The 26,515-nt window shown below is 70.5% G+C and carries 12 protein-coding genes and 1 pseudogene; 7 read left to right on the forward strand and 6 right to left on the reverse strand.

The genetic code is table 11. From position 1 onward, the window contains the following. The 4 genes and pseudogenes from Q664_RS49335 to Q664_RS49350 all read right to left on the reverse strand — a co-directional run. Positions 1-471, reverse strand: a pseudogene (locus Q664_RS49335) (mechanosensitive ion channel family protein); the annotation flags it as partial. Positions 472-631: 160 nt separating this feature from the next. Then, entirely contained in the window at positions 632-1,138 is a 507-nt protein-coding gene (locus Q664_RS49340; protein ID WP_043413865.1) for a hypothetical protein, read from the reverse strand. Between the two features lie 55 nt (positions 1,139-1,193). Further along, the gene (locus tag Q664_RS49345; RefSeq protein WP_075207731.1) at positions 1,194-4,673 is read right to left on the reverse strand and encodes a serine/threonine-protein kinase; all 3,480 of its coding nucleotides are present in this window, start codon (positions 4,671-4,673) and stop codon (positions 1,194-1,196) included. A 63-nt stretch (positions 4,674-4,736) separates the two neighbouring features. Next, positions 4,737-6,434, reverse strand: a complete 1,698-nt coding sequence (locus Q664_RS49350) for a jacalin-like lectin (protein ID WP_043413868.1) — start codon at positions 6,432-6,434, stop codon at positions 4,737-4,739. Between the two features lie 185 nt (positions 6,435-6,619). Between Q664_RS49350 and Q664_RS53830 the strand changes: the two genes are divergently transcribed. Together Q664_RS53830 and Q664_RS49360 are read left to right on the forward strand one after the other, a co-directional pair. Further along, positions 6,620-8,059 carry a sigma 54-interacting transcriptional regulator gene (locus Q664_RS53830; protein WP_235217183.1) on the forward strand — a complete coding sequence of 480 codons (1,440 nt, stop codon included), beginning with the start codon at positions 6,620-6,622 and terminating at the stop codon, positions 8,057-8,059. Between the two features lie 263 nt (positions 8,060-8,322). Continuing rightward, the gene (locus Q664_RS49360) at positions 8,323-13,608 is read left to right on the forward strand and encodes a trifunctional serine/threonine-protein kinase/ATP-binding protein/sensor histidine kinase (RefSeq protein WP_043413871.1); all 5,286 of its coding nucleotides are present in this window, start codon (positions 8,323-8,325) and stop codon (positions 13,606-13,608) included. 9 nt (positions 13,609-13,617) lie between these two features. On the opposite strand, the gene Q664_RS49365 is transcribed toward Q664_RS49360, so the two are convergent. Next, positions 13,618-14,811 (reverse strand): cytochrome P450, encoded by a 1,194-nt coding sequence (locus Q664_RS49365; protein WP_043413891.1) that lies wholly within the window; start codon positions 14,809-14,811, stop codon positions 13,618-13,620. A 402-nt stretch (positions 14,812-15,213) separates the two neighbouring features. Here Q664_RS49365 and Q664_RS49370 point away from each other — a divergent pair, with 402 nt between their 5' ends. The 3 genes from Q664_RS49370 (at position 15,214) to Q664_RS53840 (ending at position 19,718) form a co-directional block, all read left to right on the forward strand. Next, positions 15,214-16,878 carry a serine/threonine-protein kinase gene (locus Q664_RS49370; protein WP_043413873.1) on the forward strand — a complete coding sequence of 555 codons (1,665 nt, stop codon included), beginning with the start codon at positions 15,214-15,216 and terminating at the stop codon, positions 16,876-16,878. Positions 16,879-17,106: 228 nt separating this feature from the next. Continuing rightward, positions 17,107-17,736: a hypothetical protein gene (locus Q664_RS60365; protein ID WP_043413875.1), complete on the forward strand. Its 630-nt coding sequence runs from the start codon at positions 17,107-17,109 to the stop codon at positions 17,734-17,736. A gap of 665 nt (positions 17,737-18,401) precedes the next feature. Further along, the gene (locus Q664_RS53840; protein ID WP_084610985.1) at positions 18,402-19,718 is read left to right on the forward strand and encodes a vWA domain-containing protein; all 1,317 of its coding nucleotides are present in this window, start codon (positions 18,402-18,404) and stop codon (positions 19,716-19,718) included. A 12-nt stretch (positions 19,719-19,730) separates the two neighbouring features. Here the strand turns inward: Q664_RS53840 and Q664_RS49385 are convergent, their stop codons facing one another. Then, positions 19,731-25,100 (reverse strand): trifunctional serine/threonine-protein kinase/ATP-binding protein/sensor histidine kinase, encoded by a 5,370-nt coding sequence (locus Q664_RS49385; protein ID WP_043413878.1) that lies wholly within the window; start codon positions 25,098-25,100, stop codon positions 19,731-19,733. 220 nt (positions 25,101-25,320) lie between these two features. Here Q664_RS49385 and Q664_RS49390 point away from each other — a divergent pair, with 220 nt between their 5' ends. Further along, a complete protein-coding gene (locus Q664_RS49390) occupies positions 25,321-26,205 on the forward strand; it encodes a hypothetical protein (protein WP_043413880.1) in 885 nt (294 codons plus the stop codon). Further along, positions 26,202-26,447, forward strand: coding sequence for a hypothetical protein (locus Q664_RS49395; RefSeq protein ID WP_043413884.1), 246 nt, complete (start codon positions 26,202-26,204; stop codon positions 26,445-26,447). Before Q664_RS49390 ends, Q664_RS49395 begins: the two co-directional genes overlap by 4 nt. The last annotated feature ends 68 nt before the right edge of the window (positions 26,448-26,515 follow it).

Below are 26,515 nucleotides of genomic sequence, written 5' to 3' on the forward strand. Positions count from 1 at the left end.
CTCCACGTGGATGCGCTGCGACTCGGGGAGCTGGCGCTCGCGCAGCTTCTGCTCGAGCCGGGTCATCACGCGCCGGCCGCTGCGCTGCAGCGTGTAGAAGCCGATGAGCATCAGCACCACCAGGACCGCGCCACGTCCCAGGGCCTTGAGCATGTCGGGGGTGAACTCCCGCAGCGTCGACTCGAACCAGGGCTGCAGATCCGCCCCCCGCCAGAGCGCGTAGCCGAGGACGCCGATCCCCGCGAGGGCGATGGGGATGGACAGCACGGCCGCCAGCAGCCGCCCCTGCTTGTAGATGCCCTCACCCAGGGAGGCCAGGGACTTGATACCGCTCGCTCGGATGCCCTGACGCAGCAGGAGGCTGGAGATGCCGAGCACGAACCAGATGGAGAGCAACGAGAACAGCACGGCGGAACCCACGAGCAGCGCGTTGTTCAGCTCGGGGGTTTCCGCGAGGCGATGAATCACCATGTGTTGGGACCTGACGTCTGCCGGAGCACTCTCCGGCGGGGTATGGAGAGTGCGACTGTAGCCGTCTCTCCTCGGGCTTTCACCTGTCCCCCTGGCGGAGAACCGCTCCGAGGGAGGCGCCCGCTTCGTCCCGCGGGTTCCGGTGGCGCGGGAGTGAGCGCTACGCGTCCTTCTTCGGAGAGGCGGGAGGCGGTGTCCACACGTCCGTCTGCTGCACGTAGCCGAGGTTGATGACGTAGCAGGTGACGTTGATGGCCGCCGCGCCCTCGGTCCCGGGCGGGACGTAGTAGGCCTCCTGCTCGCTCATCTCCTCCAACGTGGGGATGGGCTGGCCACTCATCCTCGTCTGGTCCACCTCCACGAAGCTCGCCGTCGAGACCGCGTACAGCTTGCCGTCGGGGGCGTAGACGAACATCAGGCCCACGCCAATCGCCTGTGTCAGCGGGTAGCCGTCGCTCCGGGTCGCGGTGACGGTGGCCTCCCCCGGCCGCAGTCCCCTGATGGCGCAGCTCAGGCCACCGGGCTGGGGACGCAGCTCGACGATCGGCGCGCCCTCCTGTGCACACGACCAGCTCCAGGCGTTGGTGTTCGTGTCGGTGATCGTCCAGACGGTCTCTCCGTTCACGTCGACGTTGACCGTTGGTTTGAAGCTGAACCTGGGCGACATGGGCCTTCCTTCGTGCGGGGCTCGTGTGAGGGATTGCTTGCCAGCGCGCATCCTCTCATAGCTGGCCCTGGCCGCGGGCCAGCTCGAGGGCCTCGGCGAGCCGCGCCGCGGATGCCGCGGGGTGGGCCTGGTCATGCCGTGCCACGGCCTCCTCGAGGAGCGCGCGGGTGGTGGGGGGGAGCCGCTGCTGCTGGGGCTCGAGGAGCGCGCGGGCGTGGTCCACGGCGGCGCTGGAATCGCCTCGTGCGTGGGCCAGGGCGAGCAGGGGCCAGCGGGCCATCCACTGGAAGGGGAAGACGAGCGAGAGGGGCGCCCAGCGGGCCAGGGCCGCCTGGCAGAGCGTTTCCGCCTCGGCGTGCCGGCCCTCGCACCAGGCCACCCAGCCGAGGTTCGCCTCGGCCGCGGCGACGTAGTCGGCCATCTGGCAGGCCCGGGCCACCTTCGCCGCCTTCGGCGCGAGCCGTTGCACGGTGCCCGTCCGCCCGCGCTGCCGGTGCAACTGGGTGAGGTAGCTCGTGCACCGCGCTTGGAGGGGGACGTGCGCGAGCCGCTCCGCCTCGTCGAGCGCCGCCCGCATGACGGTCTCGGCCTCTTCGAGCGCCCCATGCCAGAGGAGCACGGCGCCCAGCGTGAAGCGCGCGGTGGCCTGCTCGACGCGCTCCCCGCTCTCCTCGAGCGCCAGCACGCTGCGCCGGGCGTGCTCCACCGTCTCCGCCGAGGCCGCGTAGCGATCGGCCCGCAGGTCGCGCTGGACGAGCGACTGGAAGAATCGTGCTCGCTGCAAGGGGGTTCCCCGGGCCCGCACCCCGGGCCCGGCGCGCTGCACCAGCGCCTCCAGCGCGGGCGTGTTGGCGGTCCAGTAGTACGTCGAGATGCGTTCGATCTGGAGCTGCACCCACTCCTGCCACCACGCGGCCGTTTCCTCCAGGGCCTGGGGCGTCTCACCGAGGCAGTGCTCCGCCCGGTCGAAGGCCGCCAGCGCTTCCTCGTGCCGGTGGTGGGGCTCCCAGGTCTTGCCCAGCTTGCGGTGGAGCCGGGCCCGCGCGAGGGCCTCCGTGGCGGGGAGCTCGCGCAGCACCTGGTCGTAGGCGGTTCGTGCCTCCTCCTGGCGCCCCAGCACACCGAGCAGCTCGCCGAGGTGCTCCCACAGCGCGCGCGGCATACGGGTGCCAGTGGGCAGTGGGCCGGGGTGCGCCTCCGCTTCCCGGAGCGCGGCCTGGTACAAGGCGGCAGCCTGTTCGTGGGCGTAGGTCCGCCGGGCGTGCTCGGCCGCGCGTACGAAGCTGGCATGGGCGCGGTCGTGAGCCCCGGCCCCGGCGTGGTGGACGGCCAGGGCCGCGAGGAGGCCGTCGTGCACCGGGCCCGCGCCCTCCAGCAGCAGGGCGGCGCGCCGGTGGAGTGCCTCTCGCCGGGCGGGTGGCAGGCTCGTGGTCACGGTCTCGCGCAGCCGCTCGTGGACGAAGTGGAGCTGGCCCTCTTCCTCCTCGAGCAGGGCCCGGAGGCACAGCGAGCGGAGCGCATCGGAGGCCACCGGCTCCTCCAGCCCGGCGAGCCGGATGAGCAGCTCCGCCTCGCAGGCATGGCCGAGCACCGCGGCCGCCTCGAGGGCCGCCCGCGCCGGTGCGTCGAGCGCGTCCATGCGTCCGGAGAGGAGCTCCGAGAGCGAGCGTGGCAGCGAAGGCTGTGCACCGCCCGGGGCTCCGGGGAGGAAGCGCCATCGCCCATCCCGCTCCCGCGCCAGGGCGCCCCCGTCGATCGCCGCGCGCAGGCACTCGGCGACGAAGAAGGGGTTGCCCTCGGCCGCGCTGGTGAGGAAGCCGCCGATGTCCGCGGGCACCTCTGGCAGGGCGAGCATGCTGGCGGCCATGGCGCGGACGCTGCCGTCGTCCAGCCTGTCCAGCTCCACATGCGTGCTTCCCGCCGCCTCGACAATGGACGAGAGCCTCCCGCCGGGCGCTCCGTTCCGGTAGGTGCCGAGGAGGAGGACGGGGGCCTCGGCCAGCGGACCCAGGCCGGCGCCGCGCAGGAAGCCCAGCGACAGCTCATCCGCCCACTGGAGGTCATCCATCACCAGCACGAGCGGCGCATGGGCCGCGAGCGCCACGAGCGCCGAGCCCAGCGCGTCGAAGAGCCGCAGGCGCGTGCTGGTGGCGTCCAGCGGCGGGGGCTCGGGGTAGCGCTCCATGCCAGGCAGTGCTCCCAGGGCCGGTTCATGGGCGGCGAGCACCCGTCCCGCGGGACCGAGCAGCGTCTCGGTCACCGAAGCCCCGCCCGCCCGGCAGCGATCCGCGAGCGCCAGCAGGAGCGGCCGGAAGGGTTGGAGCGGTGCGGGGGAGAGGGGCGAAGGAGAGAGCGTGTCCCCTGGCCGGCAGGGGCAGCTCACCACCGTCAGTCCCCGCCCCATCGCGCGCCGGGCGAGCTCCATCACCAGCCGCGTCTTGCCCACGCCGCTCGCGCCACCGAGATAGACGCGCCCGCCGCGCCCCTCGTGCTGGAGCTGCTCCAACGCCACCTCGAGCCCACCGAGGACGTGCTCGCGGCCGGTGAGCTCCGGGCGGTACAGCCAGGGCCGGACGTGAGGGGCGGAAGCGCGGCCCGCGTCCTCGCGCGGCGAGGCATGCCCCCATTCCCCCAGCCATTGCTCGAGGAGCCCGGCCACATCCTCGGCGTAACCGGGCCGGGCGCGGGGCCGCGGCTCCAGCAGGCGCAGCACGAGGCCGTCCAGCTCGGGAGGCAGGCCGGGCACGAGCAGGGACGGCGCGAGTGGCCGCTGTCCGGAGTGCCGCGCGAGCACTCCTCCGGGGCCCGGGGAGGAGAAGGGGCGCTGTCCGGTGAGGCACTCGTAGAGGATGACGCCCAGCGCGTAGAGGTCGGTGCGCGCGTCCACCAGCTCGCCCCCGAGCTGCTCGGGCGCCATGTAGGGGCGCGTGCCGATGGCCCGCAGCTCATCGCCGGAGGTGAAGGACTCGCGGCCCGAGGCGCCGCTGAAGCGGGCGGCGATTCCCAGGTCCACCAGCACGGGGGCGCCGCGCTCGGTGACGAAGATGTTCTCCGGTTTGAGATCCCGGTGGACGAGCCCGGCGCCGTGGAGGGCCGCCAGCGGTGCGCACACGTCGCGCAGCAGCGCGAGCAGCGGGGCGAGGCGCGCGAACTCCCGAGGGCCGTGGGTCGGGGGCCGCGCGGCAGCAGGTGGTGCTTCTCCGGTGGGCAGGGTGGGCTCGCCGTCCGCGGGGGTGTGCCCGCCACCGGCCATCACGTCGCGCAGCGTGCGCCCGTGGAGCAGCTCCATGGCGTACCAGGGACGGCCCTCCTCGACGCCCTGGTCGAGGATGCGCACCAGCCCCGGGTGCCGCGCCTGGCCCAGTGCCCGCACCTCACGCCGCAGGCTGGAGAGGTGGAGGGCAGAGGGGGCCCGCACCGTCTTGAGCGCGACGAGCTGTCCGCTCTCCCGGTGCTGGCCCCGGAACACCTGCCCCATGCCTCCCCGGCCCAGCGTTCCCAGTATCCGGTAGGGCCCGAGGTCAGGGTGCGTCATCCGCGAGCCGACTATAGCGCCCGCCTCGCGCCCCTGTCCTCGGAGGGCTCCCGTCCCGGCGCTCTACGCCACCTTCGTCCGCGCGGGCTGGCCGACGCCCTCGGTCGTGCCGATCCCCTGCTCGGGCTTCTCCGGCAGGGGCAGCGTGCAGTACCAGTGGAAGGTCAGCACCTTCAGGTTGGACGACGAGCTCGTGCCGTTGTCGCTGTAGCCCGACATGCCCACCAGCCGCCCATTGGCCGTGCCCGAGGGGGCCTCCGACGTGAAGGTCCCCGTGGTGCCGTTCGTCCCATTGAGGCTGCCCGCCAGGAACGACTGGCCGCTGCTGGAGGTGAAGCCGAGCTCGTTGAGCAACCCCGAGGAGTAGCCGTTCGCCCGGACGATGGTCTCGCCCGAGGCCAGCTCGAGCGTGTTGGGCGCACCGCCGCTGCCGCCATTGCGGCCGGTGGAGACGCCGTCGATGAATACCTCCAGACTGTCGATCAGCGAGCCCGCCATCACCACCACGCGGGTGATGGAGCTGCCGGCTCCGGCCACGGCGCTGAAGGCGGTGCTGCTCTGGTAGCTGCCGTAGGGCCCGTCGAGATAGATGATCGACGGCGCTTGGATGGGCGTGGTGTTGTCGGGGTTCATCCAGCTCCAGAGCTGCGTCTGGGCGATGTTCTGGTCCAGGCTGTAGGCCAGGGCGTTGGTCTCGGCCTCCGAGTGCTGGTTGGCGGCATACTGGGCCCTGTTCTTGGCGCCGGTACCGAACTCCTGGGTCCCCCGCCATCCGCTGTAGGTATCGATGGGGATCCACATGTCGGAGGTGATGGAGCTCTCGTCCAGGAGGGTCACCATGGCGGCGCGCTGGCTCAGGAGCTGGCTCCGCGCGGTGTTCACGGCCGACTGGTAGGCGTCGATCTTCGCCTGCAGCGCATTCACCAGCTTCTGCCGCTCATCCGGGTCCAGCGGCACGCCATAGATGTCCTGATAGAAGAGGATCTGCTCGCGCAGCGTGATGAGCATCAGCGAGCCGAAGGGCAGGAAGAAGCTCAGGGTGTTTCGCGCCGAGCTCAGGTTCACGAAGAAGGGTTCCTGCACCTGCAGATCCGCCAGCAGCGCGGCGAAGGTCGACTGGCGCCGCTCGGGAGTCGCGTCCGCATAGGCGACGGTCAGGTTGTACAGGCCCGAGAGCTTGTCGCTCAGGCCGGTGGTGATGATCTGCTGGTAGATGGTGCCCACCACCTGGCTGATGTAGTTCTGGAAGCAGGCCCAGGCCTGCTCCTTGTTGGTGCGCGGATCCGGCCAGAGCCCGTAGAGGAGGGTCTTCAGCGCGCCGCCCACCGTGGGCACGAGCATCAGCGCCGAGCCCAGCGCGGTGCGGAAGAAGTTGTTGATGGACAGCGACGAGACGACGCTGTTGCTGCTCTCCACGGCCCAGTTGACGGTGCTGGGCGGCGGGAACCACGACGGCTGGGAGTCGAACAGCTTGAAGCTGTCGATCTTCCCTCCCACACCGTAGTCATCCAACGAGTCGATCTTCTGGTTGGGGTAGAAGAAGGCCTGGCTGCCGCCGTAGTCGTCCTTCGTGAAGACCTGGATCCACGCCCGGGAGCCCATCACCAGGGAGTCCGGCTCGTCGCCGCCCTTCTCGCCCGTGGAGAAGATGTAATCATTCATGTCCGCGACGTTGATCGGTCCATCGAAACGCAGCGTTCCGCCCGACTCATTCTCACCGTCATAGAACTGGACCCAGCACCCATCCGTCGTTGTCGTCATTGATGTCTCCCTGAAGATGCAGGACGGGCTCCGCCTGGAGCGTCCCGAGGTCTGGGGCCCGAGCAATCGCCGTACCAGGGGCCTTCCAGAGGGGAGAACCGGAGGGCCCCTCGCCCGGAGCCTCTGGAGACGGTGTCCGCGGACGTTCGCGGACGTTCGCGGACGTGTGGCATGCTTTCCCGCGCTTGGGCACCTCACTCCCGGATCAGGCCGAGACGCAGCAGACCGGCACCCAACCCACCGGCCCGGAGGGCGGCTCCAGGGAGGGGCGCGGCACGGGGTGGAGGCTGTGCCTGATGGCCTCGTGCGGCGTGCTCGACGGGCGGACGTGCTGGGCGCTGGCGCCTGGCGGGATGCTGCTCGGGCGCTTCACGCTCGCGGCGGACGATGGCCGTGTGGATCCACGGGTGTCGCGCGAGCACGGCCGGATCTCTCCCGGGGAGGGGGGATGGAGGTTGGAGGAGCTGGGCGGCCGCAACCGCATCCGCCTCAATGGCGAGGTGGTGAGCGGCCCCGTGGCGCTGCGGCCGGGGGACGTCATCCGCCTGGGCAGCACGCTGCTGCTGTTCTCCGAGCGCCCGGCCGGCCCGGTCCCGGCGGAGGCGGAGCCCGAGTTGATCGGTGAGGGTCCGGCGATGCGGGCCGTCCATCAGGCACTCGCGGCGGTGGCACCGCGGGGAAACTCGGTGCTCATCACCGGGGAGACGGGGACGGGCAAGGAGCTCGCCGCGCGCGCGCTGCACCGGGGGAGCGGCCGCCCGGGGAAGCTGGTGGCGCTCAACTGCGGCGGTCTGGCGGAGGGCATCATCGAGAGCGAGCTGTTCGGCCACGTGCGAGGCGCCTTCACCGGGGCGGTGACGAGCCGCGACGGGCTGTTCCGGGTGGCGGAGCAGGGGACGCTCTTCCTGGATGAGATTGGCGAGATGCCGCCCGGGTTGCAGGTGAAGCTGCTGCGTGTGCTCGAGACGCGCACGGTGAGGCCGATCGGCGCGGCGCACGAGGTGCCCATCGACGTGCGGCTGGTGGCGGCCACGCACCGGGACCTGGTGGTGGCCGTGCGCGAGGGGCGCTTCCGGGCCGATCTCTACGCACGGCTGGCGCAGTGGAGCCTCGTCCTGCCGCCCCTGCGCGAGCGGAGGGAGGATCTGCCGCTGCTCATCCACCACCTGCTCGGGCGGCTCGGCGAGGCGGGACGGGTGCTCGACGTGGCGCTGCTCGAGGCGCTGTTGCTGCACCCGTGGCCGCTCAATGTCCGGGGGTTGTACAACTTCCTGTCGATGGCGGTGGTGGGGGCGGAGCCGGGAGCGCCGCTGGAGCTGAGCCCCCGGCTGGAGCAGGCGCTGGCCTCGGAGCGCGCGCTGGGCGAGGGCCCGGTGCCATCGCCCGTGCCCGGGCGCGAGGCGGAGGCCCCGTCCACGCTCCGTGTGCCGGGGGCCGCGGAGCTGGAGGCGGTGCTGGAGCGCTTCCAGGGGAAGGTCACCCAGGCGGCGCGCCACCTGGGGTGCTCGCGGCAGCAGCTCTACCGCTGGCTCGAGGGCTACGGCCTGTCCGCGGAGCGCTTCCGCCCGTTCTCCGGGGAGGTGGTGGGTGGGAAATCCCCGGCGAAGGAGCCTTCCTCTTCCTGACCTGCCCGGGCCATACCCCGAGTGTGGCGATTACGTGCTCACCGTCTCTCCGTTCGCCGAAGGGTGGTGGGACCGCTTCCTCGAGCATCAGGCGGGCCCGCCGAGCCGCTGGCCTGCTCGAATGCGGTCGCTTCGCGGGGGAGGGGGCGCGCCCCAGGAGTGCACTCCCTCGTTGCGGATCACCCCCGGGTCTGTTCCCATCTGTGCTTCCCCCATGAGGGTGGAGTCGCCGGGCGGGCAGCTCCCAGCCCCGGACGCCCGAGATGCTGAACATCCCAGGTTACACGCCGCGAGGAGTCGTCAAGTCCACTGGCATGAGCCTGCTGTTCCACGCCGTGCGCGACGAGGACGGGCTTCCGCTCATCCTCAAGACGCCGGTGGCCTCCTCGCCCGGCCCCCGTGAGCGCGAGCGCTACCAGCGCGAGTTCGGCATCCTCCAGCGGCTCCGGGACGTGCACGGGGTCTCCCGGGCCATCGCCTGCGAGCAGCTCCAGGATCGCCCGGTGCTGCTGATGGAGGAGATCGAGGGCATCCCCCTGTCCGAGCTCACCGGCGAGCCGTTCACCGCGCTCCGGGTCCTGGAGCAGGCCATCTCCCTGGCCTCGACCCTCGCGGAGCTCCACCGCCGGGGCATCATCCACAAGGACATCAAGCCCTCCAACATCATCCTCACGCCCTCGGGCGAGACGCACCTCATCGACTTCGGCATCGCCAGCCTCCAGCTCGTCGAGCACGTGGACGCGGCGCAGGCGTCGCTGATCGAAGGGACGCTGGCGTACATGTCCCCGGAGCAGACCGGGCGCATGAACCGCTCGGTGGACTACCGCACCGACCTCTACTCCCTGGGGGTCACCCTCTACGAGCTCCTGACAGGCAGCCGGCCCTTCCAGGGGCGCGACGCACTCGAGTGGTTCCATGCCCACATGGCGCTCGCGCCGCAGCCCCCGCACGAGCGGGTGGAGGAGCTGCCGCCCGTCCTGTCCGCCATCGTCCTGAAGCTGCTGGCCAAGGTCGCCGAGGAGCGCTACCAGAGCGCGGAGGGGCTGAGGGCCGATCTGGAGCGGTGCCGCGACGGCCTGCTCCGGGGCGAGCAGGAGGACTTCCCGCTCGGCGTCCACGATGTGCCCACCCGCTTCCAGCTCCCGCAGCGGCTCTACGGACGCGACACGCAGGCCGCCGCCCTGCTCCAGAGCTTCGAGCGCGTTGCCCGATATGCCCGGCCGGAGCTCGTCCTGGTGCACGGCTACTCCGGCATCGGCAAGTCCTCGGTGGTGCACGAGCTGCACAAGCCGGTGGTGCGTCAGCGGGGCTTCTTCCTCAGCGGCAAGTTCGACCAGTTCCAGCAGGACATTCCCTACTCCACCCTGGCCCAGGCCCTCCGCGCGCTGACGCAGCAGCTCCTCTCGGAGACGGACGAGGAGCTGGCGCGCTGGCGCGAGCAGTTGCGCGAGACCCTGGAAGGCCATGGCCAGGTCCTCGTGGACGTGGTGCCGCAGTGGGAGCTCATCCTCGGCAAGCAGTCACCCGTCCAGGAGCTGCCGCCCCTCGAGGCGCAGCACCGTTTCAACCGCGTGTTCCGCAGGCTCCTGGGTGTGTTCGCCACGCCCGAGCATCCGCTCGTCCTGTTCCTGGATGACCTCCAGTGGGCCGATCTGGCCAGCCTTCAGCTGCTCCAGCACCTGCTCACCCACCCGGAGGCACCCCCCGTGCTTCTGTTGGGGGCCTACCGGGACAACGAGGTAGGCCCCACCCATCCGCTCTCGTTGGCGCTGGAGGCGGTGCGCAAGGCCAACGCGTGGGTGACCGACCTCCCGCTCGAGCCGCTCACGCTGGAGGACGTCCAGCGGCTGGTGGCCGACACGCTCCCCGGCGCGGGAGCGGACCTCGTCGAACCGCTCGCGGCACTGGCCCGGGAGAAGACGGGCGGCAACCCCTTCTTCCTGCTGCAGTTCCTGCTCACGCTCAACCAGGACGGCCTGTTGGTGCGCACGGCCGAGGGCACCTGGCGTTGGGACGCCGACGGGGTCCGGGCGAAGGGCTACTCCGACAACGTCGTGGACTTCATGGTGGGCAAGCTGCGCCAGCTCCCCCATGGCACCCAGCACCTGCTGCGGCTGGCCGCCTGCGTGGGCAACTCCTTCTCCCCGCGCATCCTGCTCGTCATCTCCCACATGGCGGAGAACTCCGAAGTGGAGAAGGGTCTGGAGCCCGCGCTCCAGGAGGGCCTGCTGATGTGCGCCGGCCCCGAGCAGTACCGCTTCCTGCATGACCGCATCCAGCAGGCCGCCCATGCCCTCATCCCCGAGGACCAGCGCAAGGCCGTCCACCTGCACATCGGCCGCCTGCTGCTGGCGAGCCTGTCTCCCGAGGAGGTGCACGAGAAGCTCTTCGACGTGGTGGGCCAGCTCAACGCCGGCGCGGAGCTGCTCATCGAGCCCGAGGAGCGCCACCGCGTGGCACGCCTCAACGCCGAGGCCGGCGGAAGGGCCAAGGCCTCGACCGCCTTCCGCTCGGCCGTCGTCTATCTGGCCACGGCCTTCCGCCTCCTCCCCGGAGACCCCTGGGAGACCGCCCCCGCGCTGGCCTTCCAGCTTCGGCGAGACCAGGCGAGCTGCGAGCTCATGAGCGGCAACGCCGCCGAGGCCCGCCGCCTGCTGGAGGAGCTCCTGCCCCGGGCGCGCACCCCCGCGGACATGGCGGTCGTCTACCGCTTGAAGAGCGGCATCCACCTCGCCGCGGGTGAAGTCCAGGCGTCCGCCACCTGCCTCGTGGAGTGTCTGGCCCGGATGGGCATGCCCATGTCTCCCCACCCCTCCTGGGAGGAGGTGGTGGCCGCCAACGAGGAGGTCCAGGCCCTGCTGGGGGACCGCCCCATCCCGAGCCTCATCGACCTGCCCCGGATGACGGACCCGGACATGGCGGCCGTCCTCAGCGTGCTCTCCGCGCTCTCCGCGCCCTCGTCCTTCCTCGACCGCAACCTGTTCATCCTCCACCTGTGCCGGATGGTCTCCCTCATCCTCCGCCACGGGGTGACCGATGCGGCCGCCTATGGCCTGGGCTGGTACGGCGCGGTGCTGGGCGCCGCCTTCCATCGGTACCAGGAGGGCCATGCCTTCGGCCTGTTGGCCTGCGCGCTCGTCGAGCGCTACGACCTGACCGCCTTCCGCAGCCGGATCATCTACCTCATGGCGATGATCACCTACTGGACCCAGCCCCTCTCCGGGACGCTGGAGCCCCTGCGCAGGGGTTTCCAGCTCGCGCTGCAGGTCAGTGAGTTCCAGGTGGCCTGCTACTGCTGCATCAACATCGTCACGGACCGCCTCGCGGTGGGGCACCCGCTGGACGAGGTCTACCAGGAGTCCGTCGCGCGGCTCGCCTTCGTCCGCAAGGCGGGCTTCCCGGATGCGCAACACATCCTCCACCACCTCCAGCGCTACGTGCAGCAGCTGCGCGGGTTCTCGAACGCGTTCGGCTCGCTGAGCGGAGAGGACTTCGACGAGGAGGCCTTCGAGGCCGGGCTGTCACCCGCGCGCATGAGCACCATGCGGTGCTTCTATTGGATCCTCAAGATGCGCGCGCGCTACCTGAGCGGGGCGTACGCGGAGGCGCGCGAGGCGGGAGAGCGGGCGGCCGCGCTCTCGTGGGCCGCGGTCGTTCAAATCCAGCTCCTGGACCTCCACCTCTACCGCGCCCTGTCCCTGGCCGCCTGCTTCGGCGAGCTGGGCACCGGGGAGCGGGAGCGGGCCCTGGAGACCCTGCGCGAGGCGCAACGGCAACTGGCCGAGTGGGCCGAGAACGTTCCCTCGACCTTCCGCGCGCCCGAGCGCATGGTGTTCGCGGAGCTCGCCCGCCTCACGGGCCGCGACAAGGAAGCCCTTCACGCCTACGAGGAGGCCGTCCAGTCCGCCCGCGAGCATGGCTTCCACCAGAACGCCGCCCTGGCCAACGAGCTCGCGGCCCGCTACTGGCGCGAGCGGCAGGTGCCCACCATCGCCGAGGCCTATGCACTCAAGGCCCGGGAGGCGTACCTGCGCTGGGGCGCCCACGGGAAGGTGCGGCACCTGGACGCCCAATGGCCGTCCGTGGCCTCCTCCGCGTCCGTCGTGGTGACCTCCACGACGGACACGAGCTCGACGCAGCTCCTGGACGCGCTCACGGTGGTGAAGGCCCAGCAGGCCATCTCCGGGGAGATCGTCCTCGAGCGGCTGGCGGCCACGTTGCTGCGGGTGGCCATCGAGAACGCGGGCGCCCAGCGTGGCGCCTTGTTGCTGCCCCATGGCAACACGCTCTCGGTGGTGGCCCACTCGGGCGCGTTGCCCGACGGCTCTCCGGACGGCCCGGACGGGACGCCCCTGCCGTGGACCGTCCTCTCCTACGTCAAGCGTACGCGCGAGACCGTGCTCATCGGCGATGCCTCCCAGCCCCATCCCTTCTCGTCGGATGCCTGGCTCGAGCGCGGGAAGGCCCGCTCCCTGCTCTGCCTGCCCCTGCTGCGCCAGGAGGAGTTCCGCGGGATGCTCTACCTGGAGAACAGCCTCACCACCAACGCCTTCACGCCCGCGCGCCTCTCCCTGTTGGGACAGCTCGCCTCGCAGGCCGCCATCTCCATCGAGAACGCGCGGCTGTACGCCGACGTGCAGCGCGCGGAGTCCGCCCTGCGCCGCGCCAACGACGAGCTGGAGCGCCGGGTGGACGAGCGGACGCGGGAATTGCGGCAGGCCCAGGCCCAGCTGGTGGATACGGCGCGCGCGGCGGGAATGGCCGAGGTGGCCAACAACGTGCTCCACAACGTCGGCAACGTGCTGACCAGCGCCATCGTCAACGTGCAGATGATGAACCAGACGGTGGGCACCTCGCGCCTGGGGCGGTTGAGGCAGGTGGCCAGCATGCTCGAGGAGCACCGGTGGGAGCTGGCGGACTTCCTCGCCCGGGATCCGCGCGGCTCCCTGCTGCCGGACTACCTCTCCGAGCTCTCCGACGAGCTGCTCCACGAGCAGACCGTGTTGAAGGAGGGCCTGGAGGCGACGACCCAGCACGTCGAGCACATCCGGGCCATCGTCAAGGTGCAGCAGACCTACGCCGGAGACACGCTCGTCACCGAGGAGTGCGATCTGCCCCTGGTCGTCGAGGAAGCGCTGAGCATCCAGATGCCGGCGCTCAAGAGCCAGGGCGTCAACGTCGTCCGGGAGCTCTCCAGGCTCTCCCGGACGCGGTTGGACAAGCACAAGGTGCTGCAGATCCTCATCAACCTCATCACCAACGCCAAGAACGCCATGGCCGTGCTGCCCCCGGGCCAGCGCCACCTGTACGTGCGGCTGGACGCGCGGGAGGACATGGCGCGCATCCAGGTGGTGGACAACGGCATGGGCATCGCGCCCGAGGTGCGCGAGCGGCTCTTCCGCCAGGGCTTCACCACGCGCGAGGACGGGCATGGCCTGGGCCTGCACTCCAGCGCGCTGGCGGCCCAGAAGCTGGGCGGGCGCCTCACGCTGGAGAGCGAGGGGCCGGGCAAAGGGGCCACGGCCACGCTCGAGTTGCCGCTGGTGTAGGCCCTCCGCTCAGCCGAGCACGAGCGGCAGCGACTTGTAGCCGAGGCTCACGGGAGCGAACCCCTGCCGCACCGCGGCTCCCTCCCCCCGGCCGAGCACCGGGAACCTGTCCAGGAACGCGTTGAGCGTGATGCGGGCCTCGAGCCGGGCCAGGGGCGCACCCAGGCAGAAGTGGGTCCCCAGCCCGAAGCCCAGGTGCTGCTGGTTCGTCGGGCGCTCCGGCCGGAACGTGTCCGGATCCTCGAAGACGGCGGGATCCCTGTTGGCCGCTCCATAGGCGATGTCGACGATCTCCCCCTCGCCGATCTCCACGTCGCCGATCTTCACCGGCCGGGTCGTCACGCGGGGGAAGCGCTGCACCGGGCTCTCGTAGCGCAGCACCTCCTCGATGATGGGCTCCACCAGCGAGCGATCCTCGCGGGCCCGGCGCCAGAGCTCCGGGCGATCCGCGAGCAGGGCCAGCATGTTGCCGATCAGGTTGGTGGTCGTCTCGTTGCCCGCGACGAGCAACACGGCGGCGAAGCCGCGGATCTCCACGTCGGTGAGGGCCTCGCCCTCGACCTTGGCCTCCACGAGCGCGGAGAGCAGATCCTCCGCGGGCTGGGTGCGGCGCGCGGCGATGGCCTGGTCCAGGTAGGCGGCCATCTCCTGCATCTTGCGCATGCGCTCCTCCCTGGACATGCCGACGTAGGCGACCACGGCCTCCGACCAGAGCTTGAACGACGGATAGTCCTGGTCGGGGACCCCAAGCATCGCGGCGATGACCCGCATGGGCAGGGGAACGGCGTACGCGGACATGAGCTCCACGGGGCCCTTGCTCGTGGTGTCGAGCAGCTCGTTGGCGAGGCGGCCAATCCACTCCGAGAGCGAGGCGATGCGCTGGGGGCTGAAGGCCTTGCTCACGAGCCGCCGCATCCGGGTGTGGTACGGCGGGTCATCGTGCAGGAGCGCGAACTTGGGCATCGTCTTGAACACCGCCGGCGTCTGCGAGGAGAACGTGGCGGGGTCGCGGATGGCGGCGAGGACATCGGCGTGACGGAGCAGCGCCCAGGCATAGAGCGGCTCGGTCCTGCCCGTGAGGGGGCCCGCGGGCAGCCGCAGGTAGCGCACCGGGTTGGGGCCCTGGAAGGCCCGGTAGGCCGGGTAGGGGTTGGCGATTCCCTCGGGGGTATTGAGCACGTCGGGCGAGAGCGGAGCGGACATGCCCGTCATCTGACCCCAGGGGGCTCCAGCGCGGCAATACCCGGGGCGGGCGGGGCCGGGTAGTCCGCCCGGAGCGTCTCGCCATTCCCGCGGACGTAGGTCCAGATGCCGGGCCCGGGGTTCACGGGCGCCGCGGCAGGAGCCGCTGTCGGAGATGGAGTGGGCTGGGGCGCTGGTGTGTGTTTGCAGCCCACGAGCATCAGCACCAGTGCGGCCGGGGCGAGCCAGTTCGAGGCGCTTCGGGTGGGTGTTCCACGGGGCACGAGTTACCTCCGTTCATCATCATCCTCACATTCCCAAACAGAATCCTCACATCCCAAGAAGTCGGGCGAACCGCACCAGACGTAGCGGGGCCGATTGCCCTTTTCCACGTCAGACCCTGATGGGAGAAAAGCGACTCTCATGACCCATCCAATCCCTGCTCCCATTCGCATTGGAACCATCCTGCGAGAGACCTACGAGCTCATCTCGGAGCTGGGGAAGGGCGGCATGGGCGCGGTCTTCCTGGCCCAGCACCTCCGGCTTCCCGGCAAGCAGGTGGCGGTGAAGGTCCTCCACATCGCGGAGGGAATGCGGCCCGAGCTGTACGCGCGCTTCCAGCGTGAAGCGGAGGTCACCTCCCGGCTCGGGCACCCGAACATCGTCGAGGTGTTCGACTACCACAGCATGGAGGATGGCACTCCCTACCTGGTGATGGAGTACCTGCGCGGCATGAGCCTTTCGCGGCGGATCCGGCGAGGCCCCCTTCCTCTCCAGGAGGCGCTCTTCATCGCGAGGCAGATCGGCTCGGCCCTCCACACGGCCCATCAAGCGGGCGTGGTCCACCGGGACCTGAAGCCGGGCAACGTGTTCCTCGTGCCCACCGAGTCCGGAGGCGTGGTGGGCGAGCAGGTGAAGCTGCTCGACTTCGGCATTTCGAAGCTCGTCACCGCGCAGACCCTCCAGGTCGAGCAGGACGTGCTCATCGGCACACCGCAGTACATGGCGCCCGAGCAGGCGATGGGACGCAACAGCGAGGTGGATGCCCGCTCGGATCAGTTCGCCCTCGGGTGCATCGTCTACGAGATGCTGGCAGGGCGGCCGCCCTTCTCCTCGGATTCCGTGGCGGAGCTCATCTTCCGCATCGTGCGTGAGCCCGCCGAGCCGTTGGGCTCGCTCCGTCCGGACCTCCCCGCGCCGGTGATCGCCGCGGTGGACCGGGCGCTCGAGAAGAAGCCGCAGGATCGTTTCCCGGATGTCGCGTCGTTCATCGCCGAGCTGACCGGGACTCCGCTCCAGACACTCCCCAAGCCGCGGCAACAGCTGCGTCCGGAGGTCCGTCCCCAGGTCGCGACCACGTCAGCGGGTTCCCCCGCCGCGCTCGAGGCCCCCCAGGCGGAGGCTCCGGGGCGCACGGTGTCGTTGCGCCCCCTGACTCCAGCGGAGCCCGTGCCCGTGCCCGTGCCATCCCCGGCGGAGCTTCCCGCTCACATGGCCTCTCCGCGCTCCGGGGCCCCGCTGAAGTCGAAGGTGCTCGTGGCCGTGGGGGCGGTGGTGTTGCTCTCGAGCGCCGCGGCCGCCGGGTGGTGGTGGCGCTCCCCGCCCGCTCCCGCCGCGAGCGCCGCTCCCGCTGGTGAGCTGGCGCGCATGGCGAAGGAGACGCCTCCTCCGGCGCCGCCGGTGTCCGAAACGCCTTCGGTCGAAACTCCTCTAGAGGTCAAACCGGAGGAGCCCGCGCGCGCCGTCCAGGCACGGACCGCGGCCACCGTCGACACTTCTCCTGTCGAGTCGCGGACCACCGCAAATGTTCGCTCGCGCCAGGGTTCATCCGAGGATGTGCCCGAGGTGGTGCGCAAGGACCTGGAAGAGGCGGAGCGAGCCCTCGCCGCGGGCGATACCAGGGAGGCGCTCCGGCTCGCCCGTCGCAGCCAGCGGACGAAGATTACCGGGGGCTCGTTCTCGCTCCTCACCCGGGCCTACTGCCGCGAGGGAGACCTCGCGAATGCCCGCGCGCAGTGGGGGCGGGTCCCCTCGGCGGAGCGCAACCGGGTCCGCCAGTATTGCAATCCCTATGACATCAACCTTTGAGCTTTGAAGCACTCCGTCAGAGGCATTGATGGCAGTCCTGGCGGATGAAGAAGTCATTGTCTTTCCTCTTCGGGAAAGACTCGCCAGGGTGGGATTTCGGGTGTACACGGCGCGTCCGCTGTTTTTCACCCGTTGTCCCATGAAGGATGAAGAATGACCTCGCGTAGAGGATTCGCTGTCGGGAGCCGTGCACTGGTCGCGGTTGCGTTCCTGTCTCTCTGGCCCGCCATGAGCTCCGCGGCGACCCGCCTGCTGATCACCTCGGTGTATCCGGAGCCGTCCACGGGGCGGCTCCATGTGTACGGAGAGGGTTTCGGGACGACGGCCCCTTCCGCCGTCTTCGCGGGGCTGCCCGTCTCGGTGGTGTTCGCTTCGGATACGACGCTGACCCTCGCCATTCCGTTTGGCCTGCTCAACATTCCGGGGACCTATCTCGTCAGCGTCTCGCGAGGTTCCCTGCCGGAGGAGAACTCCGCGCTGGGCGTGACGGTCGGACAGCAGGGCCCCAAGGGAGATAAGGGAGACAAGGGCGACCCCGGCATCAAGGGCGATAAGGGAGACAAGGGCGACCCTGGCATCAAGGGCGACAAGGGAGACAAGGGCGACCCCGGCGAGCCCGGCCCTCCCGGAGGCGGCGCCGAGTGCCCCTTGCAATCCGCGACCGGGTACAGCCAGGACGGCGCTGTTTTCGGCCCCTCGCCGTCGAACGGGGGCACTCTCAGCGTTCCGGCCCTGGCCCCGGGTCAGGTCATCGTCGTGCGGAGTACCGTCACGCGCGGTGGATCCGCCAAGTATCTCATCCAGTGCCGCAATGGCGTCTCGTCCGTCTTGGACGTGTACGACTACCGGAACTATTAGCGCGCCCGGTGGCAGGAGCACCCAGGCCGGGAGAGGCGCTTCCTGGCCTCGGGTGCGGATGAATCCCCGGGCGCCGCTCCTGCCTCACGGAAATTTTCTCCTGTAAGTCTTACCGACTCCGGGACGGGTTCCGCTCACCCTTGGCGGGCAAGTCTTTGAAATCACAGGACTCTGACCCTGGGGGCCCGCTGGCACGCGTGATGCTAATTCCCTGGGCAAGAAGTCAGCGGGGCAGGTCGGGTGGGGCTGGGAAGCGTACGACGGGCGGGATGGTCGGGGGCGGCGGGTCGGTCGGAGTCGAGCAGAGCGGGACGGGGTTGGGGACGGGCAGGACGGGGTAGGGGACGGTCGGGGGCGGCGGGTTGGTCGGGGTGGGGTGGACGGGGTCGGGAAGAGTTTGACGGGTAGGGTGTTGTTGGGGAGCGGCACGGAAGTCCTTCGGGGGCAGTAACGGGGAAGTGGGTCGGGGAGGAGCTACGGGGGTGGCTCCTCCCCGATCTTTTTTTTCGGGCACGTACGTCCTACCCGCTCGGTTTTCCGTGGTGGAAAACCGTGAGCGCTCTCCGCGCCTCCCGGGTCTTCCTCTCGTACGGTCGGTGAATCGCGAGGCAAGGCGCTTGCAGTCGCGCCGCCCCGATTCCCTCAGCTCTCACCCGGAGACAGACATGAGACACAAGCCGTTCGTTCTCGGCGCGCTGGTCGCGGCCCTGGCCCTGCTCTCGGCCTGCGGTGCGTTGGGCGACTTCTCGGAAAACGGCGGCGGTGGCTTTTCCGAGAGCCCGAGCGAGCCGTCCCGGGGTGGTAGTGATTCAGGAGACGACATGTCGGGGCCGCCGGTCGGCCCGGGCCCGGATCCGGGCCAGGGCGGTTCCACCCCGACTCCCGGGCAGCTCACCGCCGGAGATTGGGACGACAACCTCAACTTCTCCTTCTTCCAGACGTACCTCTCCGAGGCGCCTCAGGGCATGCCCGCGCACCCCAGCGCGGATCGCGTGATCCTCACCGTGCGCGACGAGGACGGTATCCCCGTGCCCAATGCCCGCGTCACCGTGGGGGATGCCGCGGGCAAGCGGCTCGAGGCGCCCACGGCCAGCGACGGCCGGCTGCTCTTCCTGCCCACGTATGATGGCGCGCAGGGCTCCGGGAGCTTCTCGGTGACGGTGTCGCCGCCGCCTGGCCAGCCGGGTACGCCGGTGACCACCGCGGTGGAGGGCACCGCGTGGAACCTCACCCTGCCGGGCGCGCGCGGCGTGCTGCCCACCGAGCTGGACGTGGCCTTCGTGGTGGATGCCACGGGCAGCATGGGGGATGAGATCAACTACCTGAAGGCGGAGATCCAGAACATCGTCGACCTGGTGCGTGGCACCTACCCGGATGTCTCGGCGCGCTTCGCGCTGGTGATGTACCGCGACGATGGCGACGAGTACGTGGTGCGGTCCTTCGACTTCGTCTCGTCCGAGTCCACCTTCCGGGGGTGGCTGGCGCAGCAGTCCGCGAATGGCGGAGGCGACTATCCCGAGGCCATGGAGCGCGGACTGGGCGCCATCCACCAGCTCTCGTGGCGCACCGGCAACACCGCGCGCCTTACCTTCCTGGTGGCGGATGCGCCGACGCACGCGGAGAACTACCAGGCCTTCCTGCGCGAGGCGAACCGCGCCCGCCTCTCCGGCATCAAGGTGTACCCGGTCGCGGCGAGCGGTGTGGCCGACGAGGCCGAGTACCTGATGCGCGTCGCCGCCCAGCTCACCCTGGGCCGCTACATCTTCCTCACGGATGACTCGCGCATCGGCGGCTCGCACGCGGAGCCGCACATCCCCTGCTACCAGGTGCAGCTCCTCAAGCACCTGCTCGTGCGCGCCATCGGCTCCGAGCTGGCGGGACGGCGGCAGCCGGCCTCGGGGGAGGACATCCTCCGCTCCGTGGGCAACCCCGCGCAGGATGGCTCCTGCACGCGCGCGGATGGGACGGTGACGTACCTCTGAGGCGAGGGGACGTCAGTTCCGGGTCCGGGGACGGGCGAGCTCACCGGGAAGCACGACGGTGAACTCCGCGTACTGGCCCTCCTCGGACTCCACCCGCAGCTTGCCGCCGAGCGCCACGACGACGATTTCATGGCTGAGGGACAGGCCCAGCCCGGTGCCCTCGCCGGTGGGCTTGGTGGTGAAGAAGGGCGTGAAGAGCTTGTCGCGCACCGAGGCGGGCACGCCGTTGCCGTTGTCGCGCACGCGGATCTCCACCTCGCTGCCCGTCCAGCGGGTGGAGATCTTCAAGCGGGGCTGACCGTCCGTCTCGCGTCCCGCCTTCTGCTGGGCGGCGTAGCAACCGTTGTCCAACAGGTTGAGGATGACGCGGCTGAGGTCCTCGGGCACCAGGTGGCAGGGGGGCACGGAGGTGTCGAAGGCCACGTCGAAGGCCACGTGGCGCGGAGGACGCCGGGCCCTCAACCCATGGTCGACGAGCCGCACGGCGTCCTCGACGAGCTGGTTGATGGAGATGGCCCGGGGCGCGCCGCGGGTGTTGCGCGCGTGGCGCAGCATGCCGTTGATGATGCCGCTGGCGCGCTGCTCGTGCTCACACACCTTGGCGAGGTTGCGCTCCAGCTCCTGGAGCAGGGAGCCGGTGTCCTCGCGCTTGTCCACGGACTCGCGCAGCTCCTGCATCAGCTCGAGGGAGAGCTCGGAGAAGTTCTTCACGAAGTTGAGCGGATTCTTCAGCTCGTGGGCGATGCCGGCGGTGAGGGAGCCGAGGGAGGCGAGCTTCTCCTGGGTGATGATTTGAGCCTGCATGGTGCGCAGGCGCTCCAGGGCGCCCTCCAGCTCGGCGTTCTTGGAGTGGAGTTGCTCGGTGCGCTCCTGGACGCGGTGCTCGAGGGTGCGGTGGGACTTCTCGAGCTTGCGGTAGAGGCCGGCGTTCTCCAGGGAGATGGCGGCCTGGGCCAGGAGCATGCCCACGGCCTTGAGGCGGTTGGCGTTGAAGGCGCCCGGGGTGAGGTTGTTCTCCAGGTAGACGAGGCCGAGCAGTTGCTTGCGGTGGAGGATGGGGACGCAGAGGACGGAGCGGACGTGGTGGCGGGAGACGTAGGGCTCCGCGTGGAAGGGCTCCTGGGAGGAGGCATCGTCGAGCAGCAGGTGGGTGCCGGTGCTGAGCACCAGCTCGGCGATGGTGTGGCAGAGCGCGCCGCTGTGGGCCATGCGCTCCACGGGGAGCAGGGGGGCGCTGCCGTGGCCCATTTCGCCGGAGGCCTCGACGAAGAAGTCCTCCTCGCGCTGGAGGACGAGGACGCCGCGCTGGGCGCCGGTGCTCTCCATGAGGATGTCGATGAGGTTGGCGGCGAGCTGGGGGAAGTGCAGCTCGCTGGAGATGGCCTGGGAGGCCTTCATCACCGAGGAGATGTCGAGCACCTCGGCGAGTGAGTCCGTGCTGGACAGGTCCTGGGTGGGGGGGAGTGCCGGGAGGCCGGCCTGCTGGAGCTTGTGGTCCCAGGCCCGGAGGCTGGCGCTGTAGGCGTGAAGGAGGTGGGCCTGCTCGGCGGCGAGGAGATGGACCTTGCCCGTGGCGCCCCAGCGCTCGTAGGCGTTGAGGGCTTCCACCAGGTAGGCGGAGGCGAGGGGAAGACGGTTGCGCTCCGCCTGGAAGCGGGCGGCCTGTTCACAGGCGATGGCCTCCACGCTGGTGAAGCCGCTGGAGCGTGCGGAGGCGATGGCCTCCTCGTAGCGGGTGTGGGCCTCGACGTGCTGCCCCTTCACGCGGGCGAGCTCCGCGAGGACGAGCAGGTGGTAGGGCGAGAAGTTCTCCGGCGCGTGTCGGGCGCGTTTCTCCAGCCAGGCCCCCTGCCGCTCCATCTCCTCCAGCAGCTCCTGCTTCCGGTCCTCGCTGGCACCCGGGTACACCGCGGCCGCGCTCAGCGCGGAATAGAAGGCGTGCGTGGTCAGCAGGAAGGCGCCGGGCATGGCGCGCATGTAGACGGCTCCCTCCCGTGCCAGGGCGAGCGCCTCCTCGAGCTGGCGGAACAGGTACCGCTGCTCCAGCCGCACCTGCGTGATGTGGGCCATGGCGGCCGCCCCGAGGGGGCCAGGGAGGGGCTCCTTCGAGGACTCCTCCTCCGGGGTACCGGTCAGTTGCAGCAACGCCCGCCGGAGGGTCTGGAGCACCAGGAAGTTGGAGATGTCCTTCTGGGTCGCGGTCTGCTCGAGGAAGCGCTGGTTCTCCGCCAGCATCTCCGGGAGTGACTCCCCCAGGGCGAGGCGCCGCCAGCTCAGGAAGGTGAAGCAATGTCCCGCGTGCTGCCAGTCTCCACTCTCCAGCAGGACCTTGTAGGCCTCGGCGAGCTGGGGGATGCCGGTGCGTGCGCTCCGGGTCCAGTGCTCGATGTAGCCCGCGTGGATGTAGAGGGCGCGCGCCTGCTGCATCGGATCCTTCTGGCGCGTGGCGAGCTCATGGGCGAGCAGGCTGAAGCGCCGGCCCGTGGCGGGGTCGTCGCGGAGGGTCGAGACGACGAAGCCATAGGCGGCGTAGCCATAAGGTGAGAAGCGGCTGTTGCCGTGCTCCAGGCTCAGCCGGATCTGCCGGAGTGTCAGCAGGATGAGCAGCCGCTGGGAGACGAAGTAGGCGGGGCTCGCGATGGCGCCCAGCAGCTCGGCGGCGAGCTGCGCGGTGGGCTCGCTCATGGGGGGCAGGTCGAGCAGCGCTTCGATGTGACGGCCTTCCAGCGCGGCCTCCACCCTTCGCAGCTCCGCGGCCACGGTGGCATCCTCGGGCGCGGAGGGGATGTCGATGCCGAGCAGGCGCAGGCCCTCGAGGCCGAGCTTCAGGGACTCCGCGTGCCGGTCATTGAGGCTGCTCAGGATGGCCTGCAGGCAGAGGACACTGGCGCGTTGCGCCGGAGTGCGTGCCTGGGCGAGCAGGGCGGAGAAGCCGGAGGCCGCCGCCTCGAGGTCTCCCGTGAGATAGAGGGACTCGGCGAGCTCCTTGTGGAGCGCGAAGGTGCGCTCGTGCTCCTGCTCGCGGGCGGCGGGAGGGATGAGCCTGGCGCCGCTCCTGAAGAGCTCACAGGCGGTGCGGTAGGTGCCCGAGCGCTTCGCCCGGCGTCCCGCGGCCAGGTGGAGATCGGCCAGCTCCAGCCGCAGGGCGTCCGGGCCGATGCGCTCGGGCGCGTGGCCCAGGTGCGGCAGGATGGTGAACATCCGCTCCTCGAGCGTCCGGGTGGCGCGGGCGTCCTCGTACAGGCGCAGGCCCACCTCCAGGTGCCGCGGGGTGCGCTCGTCCTCGGGGAGGAACGAATAGGCGGCCTGACGGATGCGGTCGTGCGCGAAGCGGAAGGAGACGTCCAGGTCCATGGGCTCCACCGCGCCGCCCTGCGGGTCTAACAGCACGTAGTCCTTGCCGAGGGGGACCACGAGCCTGCGCTCGATGGCCGTCCAGAGGGCCCGGGCCGTCTCCGCGGCCGCGGCTCCGTGGGCCACCATGAGATCATGGAAGCCGAACGTCACGCCCAGGAAGGCCGCGGACTGGAGCAGGGCGCGGATCTCCTCGGGCAGGCGCTGGCTCTCGGCCACCATCAGCGTGGCGATGTCTTCCGGGAGCCCGTGGGACTCGATACGGGCGACGTCCCACTCCCAGCGGCGGCTTCGCGGCTCGAAGCGCAGCAGCTCCCGCTCATGCAGGAAGCGGAGGAACGACTTGACGGAGAAGGGGTTGCCGCCCGTCCGGGAGTGGATGAGGCGTGCCAGCTCCAGCGCGTGCCCGGCTTCCACGGCGGTGCTCTCGCAGACCATCCGGGCGACATCATTGATGCCGAGCGGCGCCAGGTGGATCCGCTCCCAGGTGGTGCCGGTGGCGCGCAGCGCGTCGCGCGCGTGGGTGAGCGGATGTTCCGGGGAGAGCTCGGTATCACGGTAGGTGCCGATGAGCAGCAGGTGCCGGGAGGACGCCTCGCGGGCGAGGTTCTGCAGCAGGGTGAGCGTGGCGTTGTCGGCCCACTGGAGGTCATCCAGGAAGAGCGCGAGCGGACGCTCGGGAGTGGCGAAGGCCTGGAGCGTGCGCGCGAGCACGAGGTAGAGGCGATTCCTGGACTCGGAGGAGGGGAGCGGGAGGGCCGGAGGTTGCTCTCCCACCAGCGCACGGGTGTCGGGGACGGCCTCGACGAGGGCGGCGAGGTTCGAGCCGAGCACTTCCTGGAGGCGCTCGCGGATGAGGGTTGTCTCCGCCTCGCCCTCCCCGAGTGTCTGCCGCACCAGGGCTTGCAGGGCCTGGTGGATGGCAGCGAAGGGCTCGCCGTGCAGCAACTGGTCACACTTGCCCATGGCCACGCGCCCGCGGCTGGCGGCGGTCACCCGGTACAGCTCGTTGACGAGCGAGGACTTGCCGATGCCCGCCGGGCCGGAGATGAGCAGGAGCTGGCCCCGGCCGGAGGCGGCGCGTGCATACGTCCGCGTCAGCAGCGCCACGTCCGCGTCGCGTCCATGCAGTCCCTGCGGCGGGCGGTACTGGTGGGACTGGTCCGCGAGGCCCAGGGGAAAGGGCGGCAGCGTGCTTCCCTCCCGCCACTGGCGCTGGCACTGCTCGAGGTCGGCGATGAGGCCCCAGGTGCTCTGGTAGCGCTCCTCGGGTGCCTTGGCCAGCAGCTTGAGGATGATGGCCGCGAGGCGCTCGGGCACCTCGGGGTTGAGCTCTCGCGGCGAGGGCGGCACCTGGGCCACGTGCGCGTGCAGCAACTCCAGGGGCGAGCTCGTGATGAAGAGGCGGCGGTCGGTGAGCAGCTCGAAGAAGGTGGCGCCCAGGGCGTAGAAGTCCGCGCGGGAGTCCACTCCCCGGTTCATCCGTCCGGTCTGCTCGGGCGCCATGTAGGCCAGCGTGCCCGTCAGGTGCGTGGGCAGCTCGGGCGGGACGCACTCCAGCGACAGCCCCACCGAGAGGGAGAAGTCGGTGATCTTCAGCTCGCCGGTGGTGGGGTTGACGATGATGTTGTGGGGCTTGATGTCCTTGTGGATGACGCCGCGCTGGTGGATGTGTCCCAGCGCCGCGCCGAGGCGCACGGCGAAGTCCAGGAAGGTGCCCACGTCCAGTGGCCCGCGCTCGTCCAGCAGGTGGCGCAGGGAGATGCCGCCGAAGTCCTCCAGGACGAGCGCCGCCCGGTCGGGGAACTCCTCCAGGCCGAGGACCCGGAGGATGCCGTTGCCCTCGACGCGGCGGGCGATGGCGTACTCGCGGCGCAGCTCCAGGGTGCGGCGCCGGTCGAGGTAGTCGCTGGTGGTGAGCTTGAGGATGACCGGGCGATGGTCCCTGAGCCGCGTGGCGCGGAAGAGGGTGGAGCGATGGCTGGTGTGGAGTTGCTCGTGAAGGGTGTACCCCGCCCGGTGTGCCACGGCTGCTCCTTCGAGGGTCCGCGGCTGTCCAGCCGCTGCAAGGCCATGCCGGGTGGGCATGGTACTCCCCCCTCTTATCTCCACGAGCGCTCGGCCGCTGTGCTTTGGATCACACCCCTGGGGAGGGAGCGAGCGGCACGGCGAAAAAAGAGGGTGCCAGTTTTTTCCGCTGCCTCGGTCCTGGGGTCGATGTGACGCGAATCACCCCAGGAGGAACACGATGCGCCATGGAATTCCGCTGCACCTGCTCTGGGCCCTGGCCTTGTGCCTGCTCGCACCCGCTGCTGCCCGGGCCTCCACCGTGATGGCGCTCGATGTGCCGGCCCTCACCCGCGGCTCCGAGCTGGTGATTCGTGGCCGGAGGTTCGGCCAGGTGCTCTCGGCGTGCAAGGAGCGCGTGCGGGACACCGCGGTGCTCTACTCCCTGGACGAGCTCACCATCCTGGATGCGTGCCGGACGCCCGTGGTTTCCACACGCAGTGGTGCGGGGACGCAGCACCCGGGCTTCGACATCCGCCTGAGTGGCTGGGGCGAGTGGGTGATGGCGCGCCCGGCGCGTCTCGGGGCCAGCCTGGTGCTCGGCGAGGACCTGGAGGGGAGCCTCTGGGTGGCGGACCACCGGCAGGAACTGGTGGCGGAGATCCGCAAGTACCGGGGCGAGTCGACGCGTCTGGCGGTGCGGCCCGGGCTCTACCGGGTGGTGCGTCCGGAAGGCACCTTCGCGGAGGCCACGGACGTGCGGGTCGGCTGGAGCGCGGAGCGGGTGCTGTCGCGAGCGGACTTCATCCGGGTGCCGCTTCAGCGGGCCCGGTTGCGCGGGAGCGGTCCGCTGGTGCTGCGCCCCTGGGACGTGAGCGCGGGCTACGGTTTGTCCACGGGCTCGGTGCGCGGCATGGGGGCGGAGCACTTTGGTGAAGTGGGGCTGCGTCAGCGGTGGTCACGGGCCTCGGCGCACGCACGGTTTGGCTTCACGCGCGCTTATATGGAGCGCGAGTTGTTCTCCCTGTCGCAGACGGAGCTGAGGCTGTCGCTGGGTGGGGGGGGTTGCTGCATGCGGGGCCGGTGGAATTCACGCTCGGGGCCGAGGGGCAGGGGACGTGGGTGAGGCAGACCATCCGGCGGGTGGACGCGGAGCAGGCCGGGCGCATCTACGGAATCAAGGAGCCTCCGCGCTGGGGGCTCATCTGGGGCCTGGGGCCATACGCTTCCGTGACATATCCGTTGGCCGAGCGCCTTCTGTTGGGCATGGAGGGGGCAGCGGGCCTCGCGCTGGCGCCGAGGCACGATGGCACGGCGGAGCTCCGGCCCTCGGGCCAGCTCCACGTGTCCGTGCGTTGGGCGCTGTAGACTCGGGTTCCGCATGCTCCCTCTCCCTCTGGGAGAGGGCGGGGGGGTAGGGTCGTCCCCAGTGCGTA

The sequence above is a fragment of the Archangium violaceum Cb vi76 genome (assembly GCF_000733295.1).
GTDB lineage: Bacteria > Myxococcota > Myxococcia > Myxococcales > Myxococcaceae > Archangium > Archangium violaceum.

Coding starts and splice junctions, on each gene's coding strand:
- Q664_RS49340 (WP_043413865.1), bottom strand. CDS start 1,138: ATGTCGCCCAGGTTCAGCTTCAAACCAACGGTCAACGTCGACGTGAAC.
- Q664_RS49345 (WP_075207731.1), bottom strand. CDS start 4,673: ATGACGCACCCTGACCTCGGGCCCTACCGGATACTGGGAACGCTGGGC.
- Q664_RS49350 (WP_043413868.1), bottom strand. CDS start 6,434: ATGACGACAACGACGGATGGGTGCTGGGTCCAGTTCTATGACGGTGAG.
- Q664_RS49360 (WP_043413871.1), top strand. CDS start 8,323: ATGCTGAACATCCCAGGTTACACGCCGCGAGGAGTCGTCAAGTCCACT.
- Q664_RS49365 (WP_043413891.1), bottom strand. CDS start 14,811: ATGTCCGCTCCGCTCTCGCCCGACGTGCTCAATACCCCCGAGGGAATC.
- Q664_RS49370 (WP_043413873.1), top strand. CDS start 15,214: ATGACCCATCCAATCCCTGCTCCCATTCGCATTGGAACCATCCTGCGA.
- Q664_RS60365 (WP_043413875.1), top strand. CDS start 17,107: ATGAGCTCCGCGGCGACCCGCCTGCTGATCACCTCGGTGTATCCGGAG.
- Q664_RS53840 (WP_084610985.1), top strand. CDS start 18,402: ATGAGACACAAGCCGTTCGTTCTCGGCGCGCTGGTCGCGGCCCTGGCC.
- Q664_RS49390 (WP_043413880.1), top strand. CDS start 25,321: ATGCGCCATGGAATTCCGCTGCACCTGCTCTGGGCCCTGGCCTTGTGC.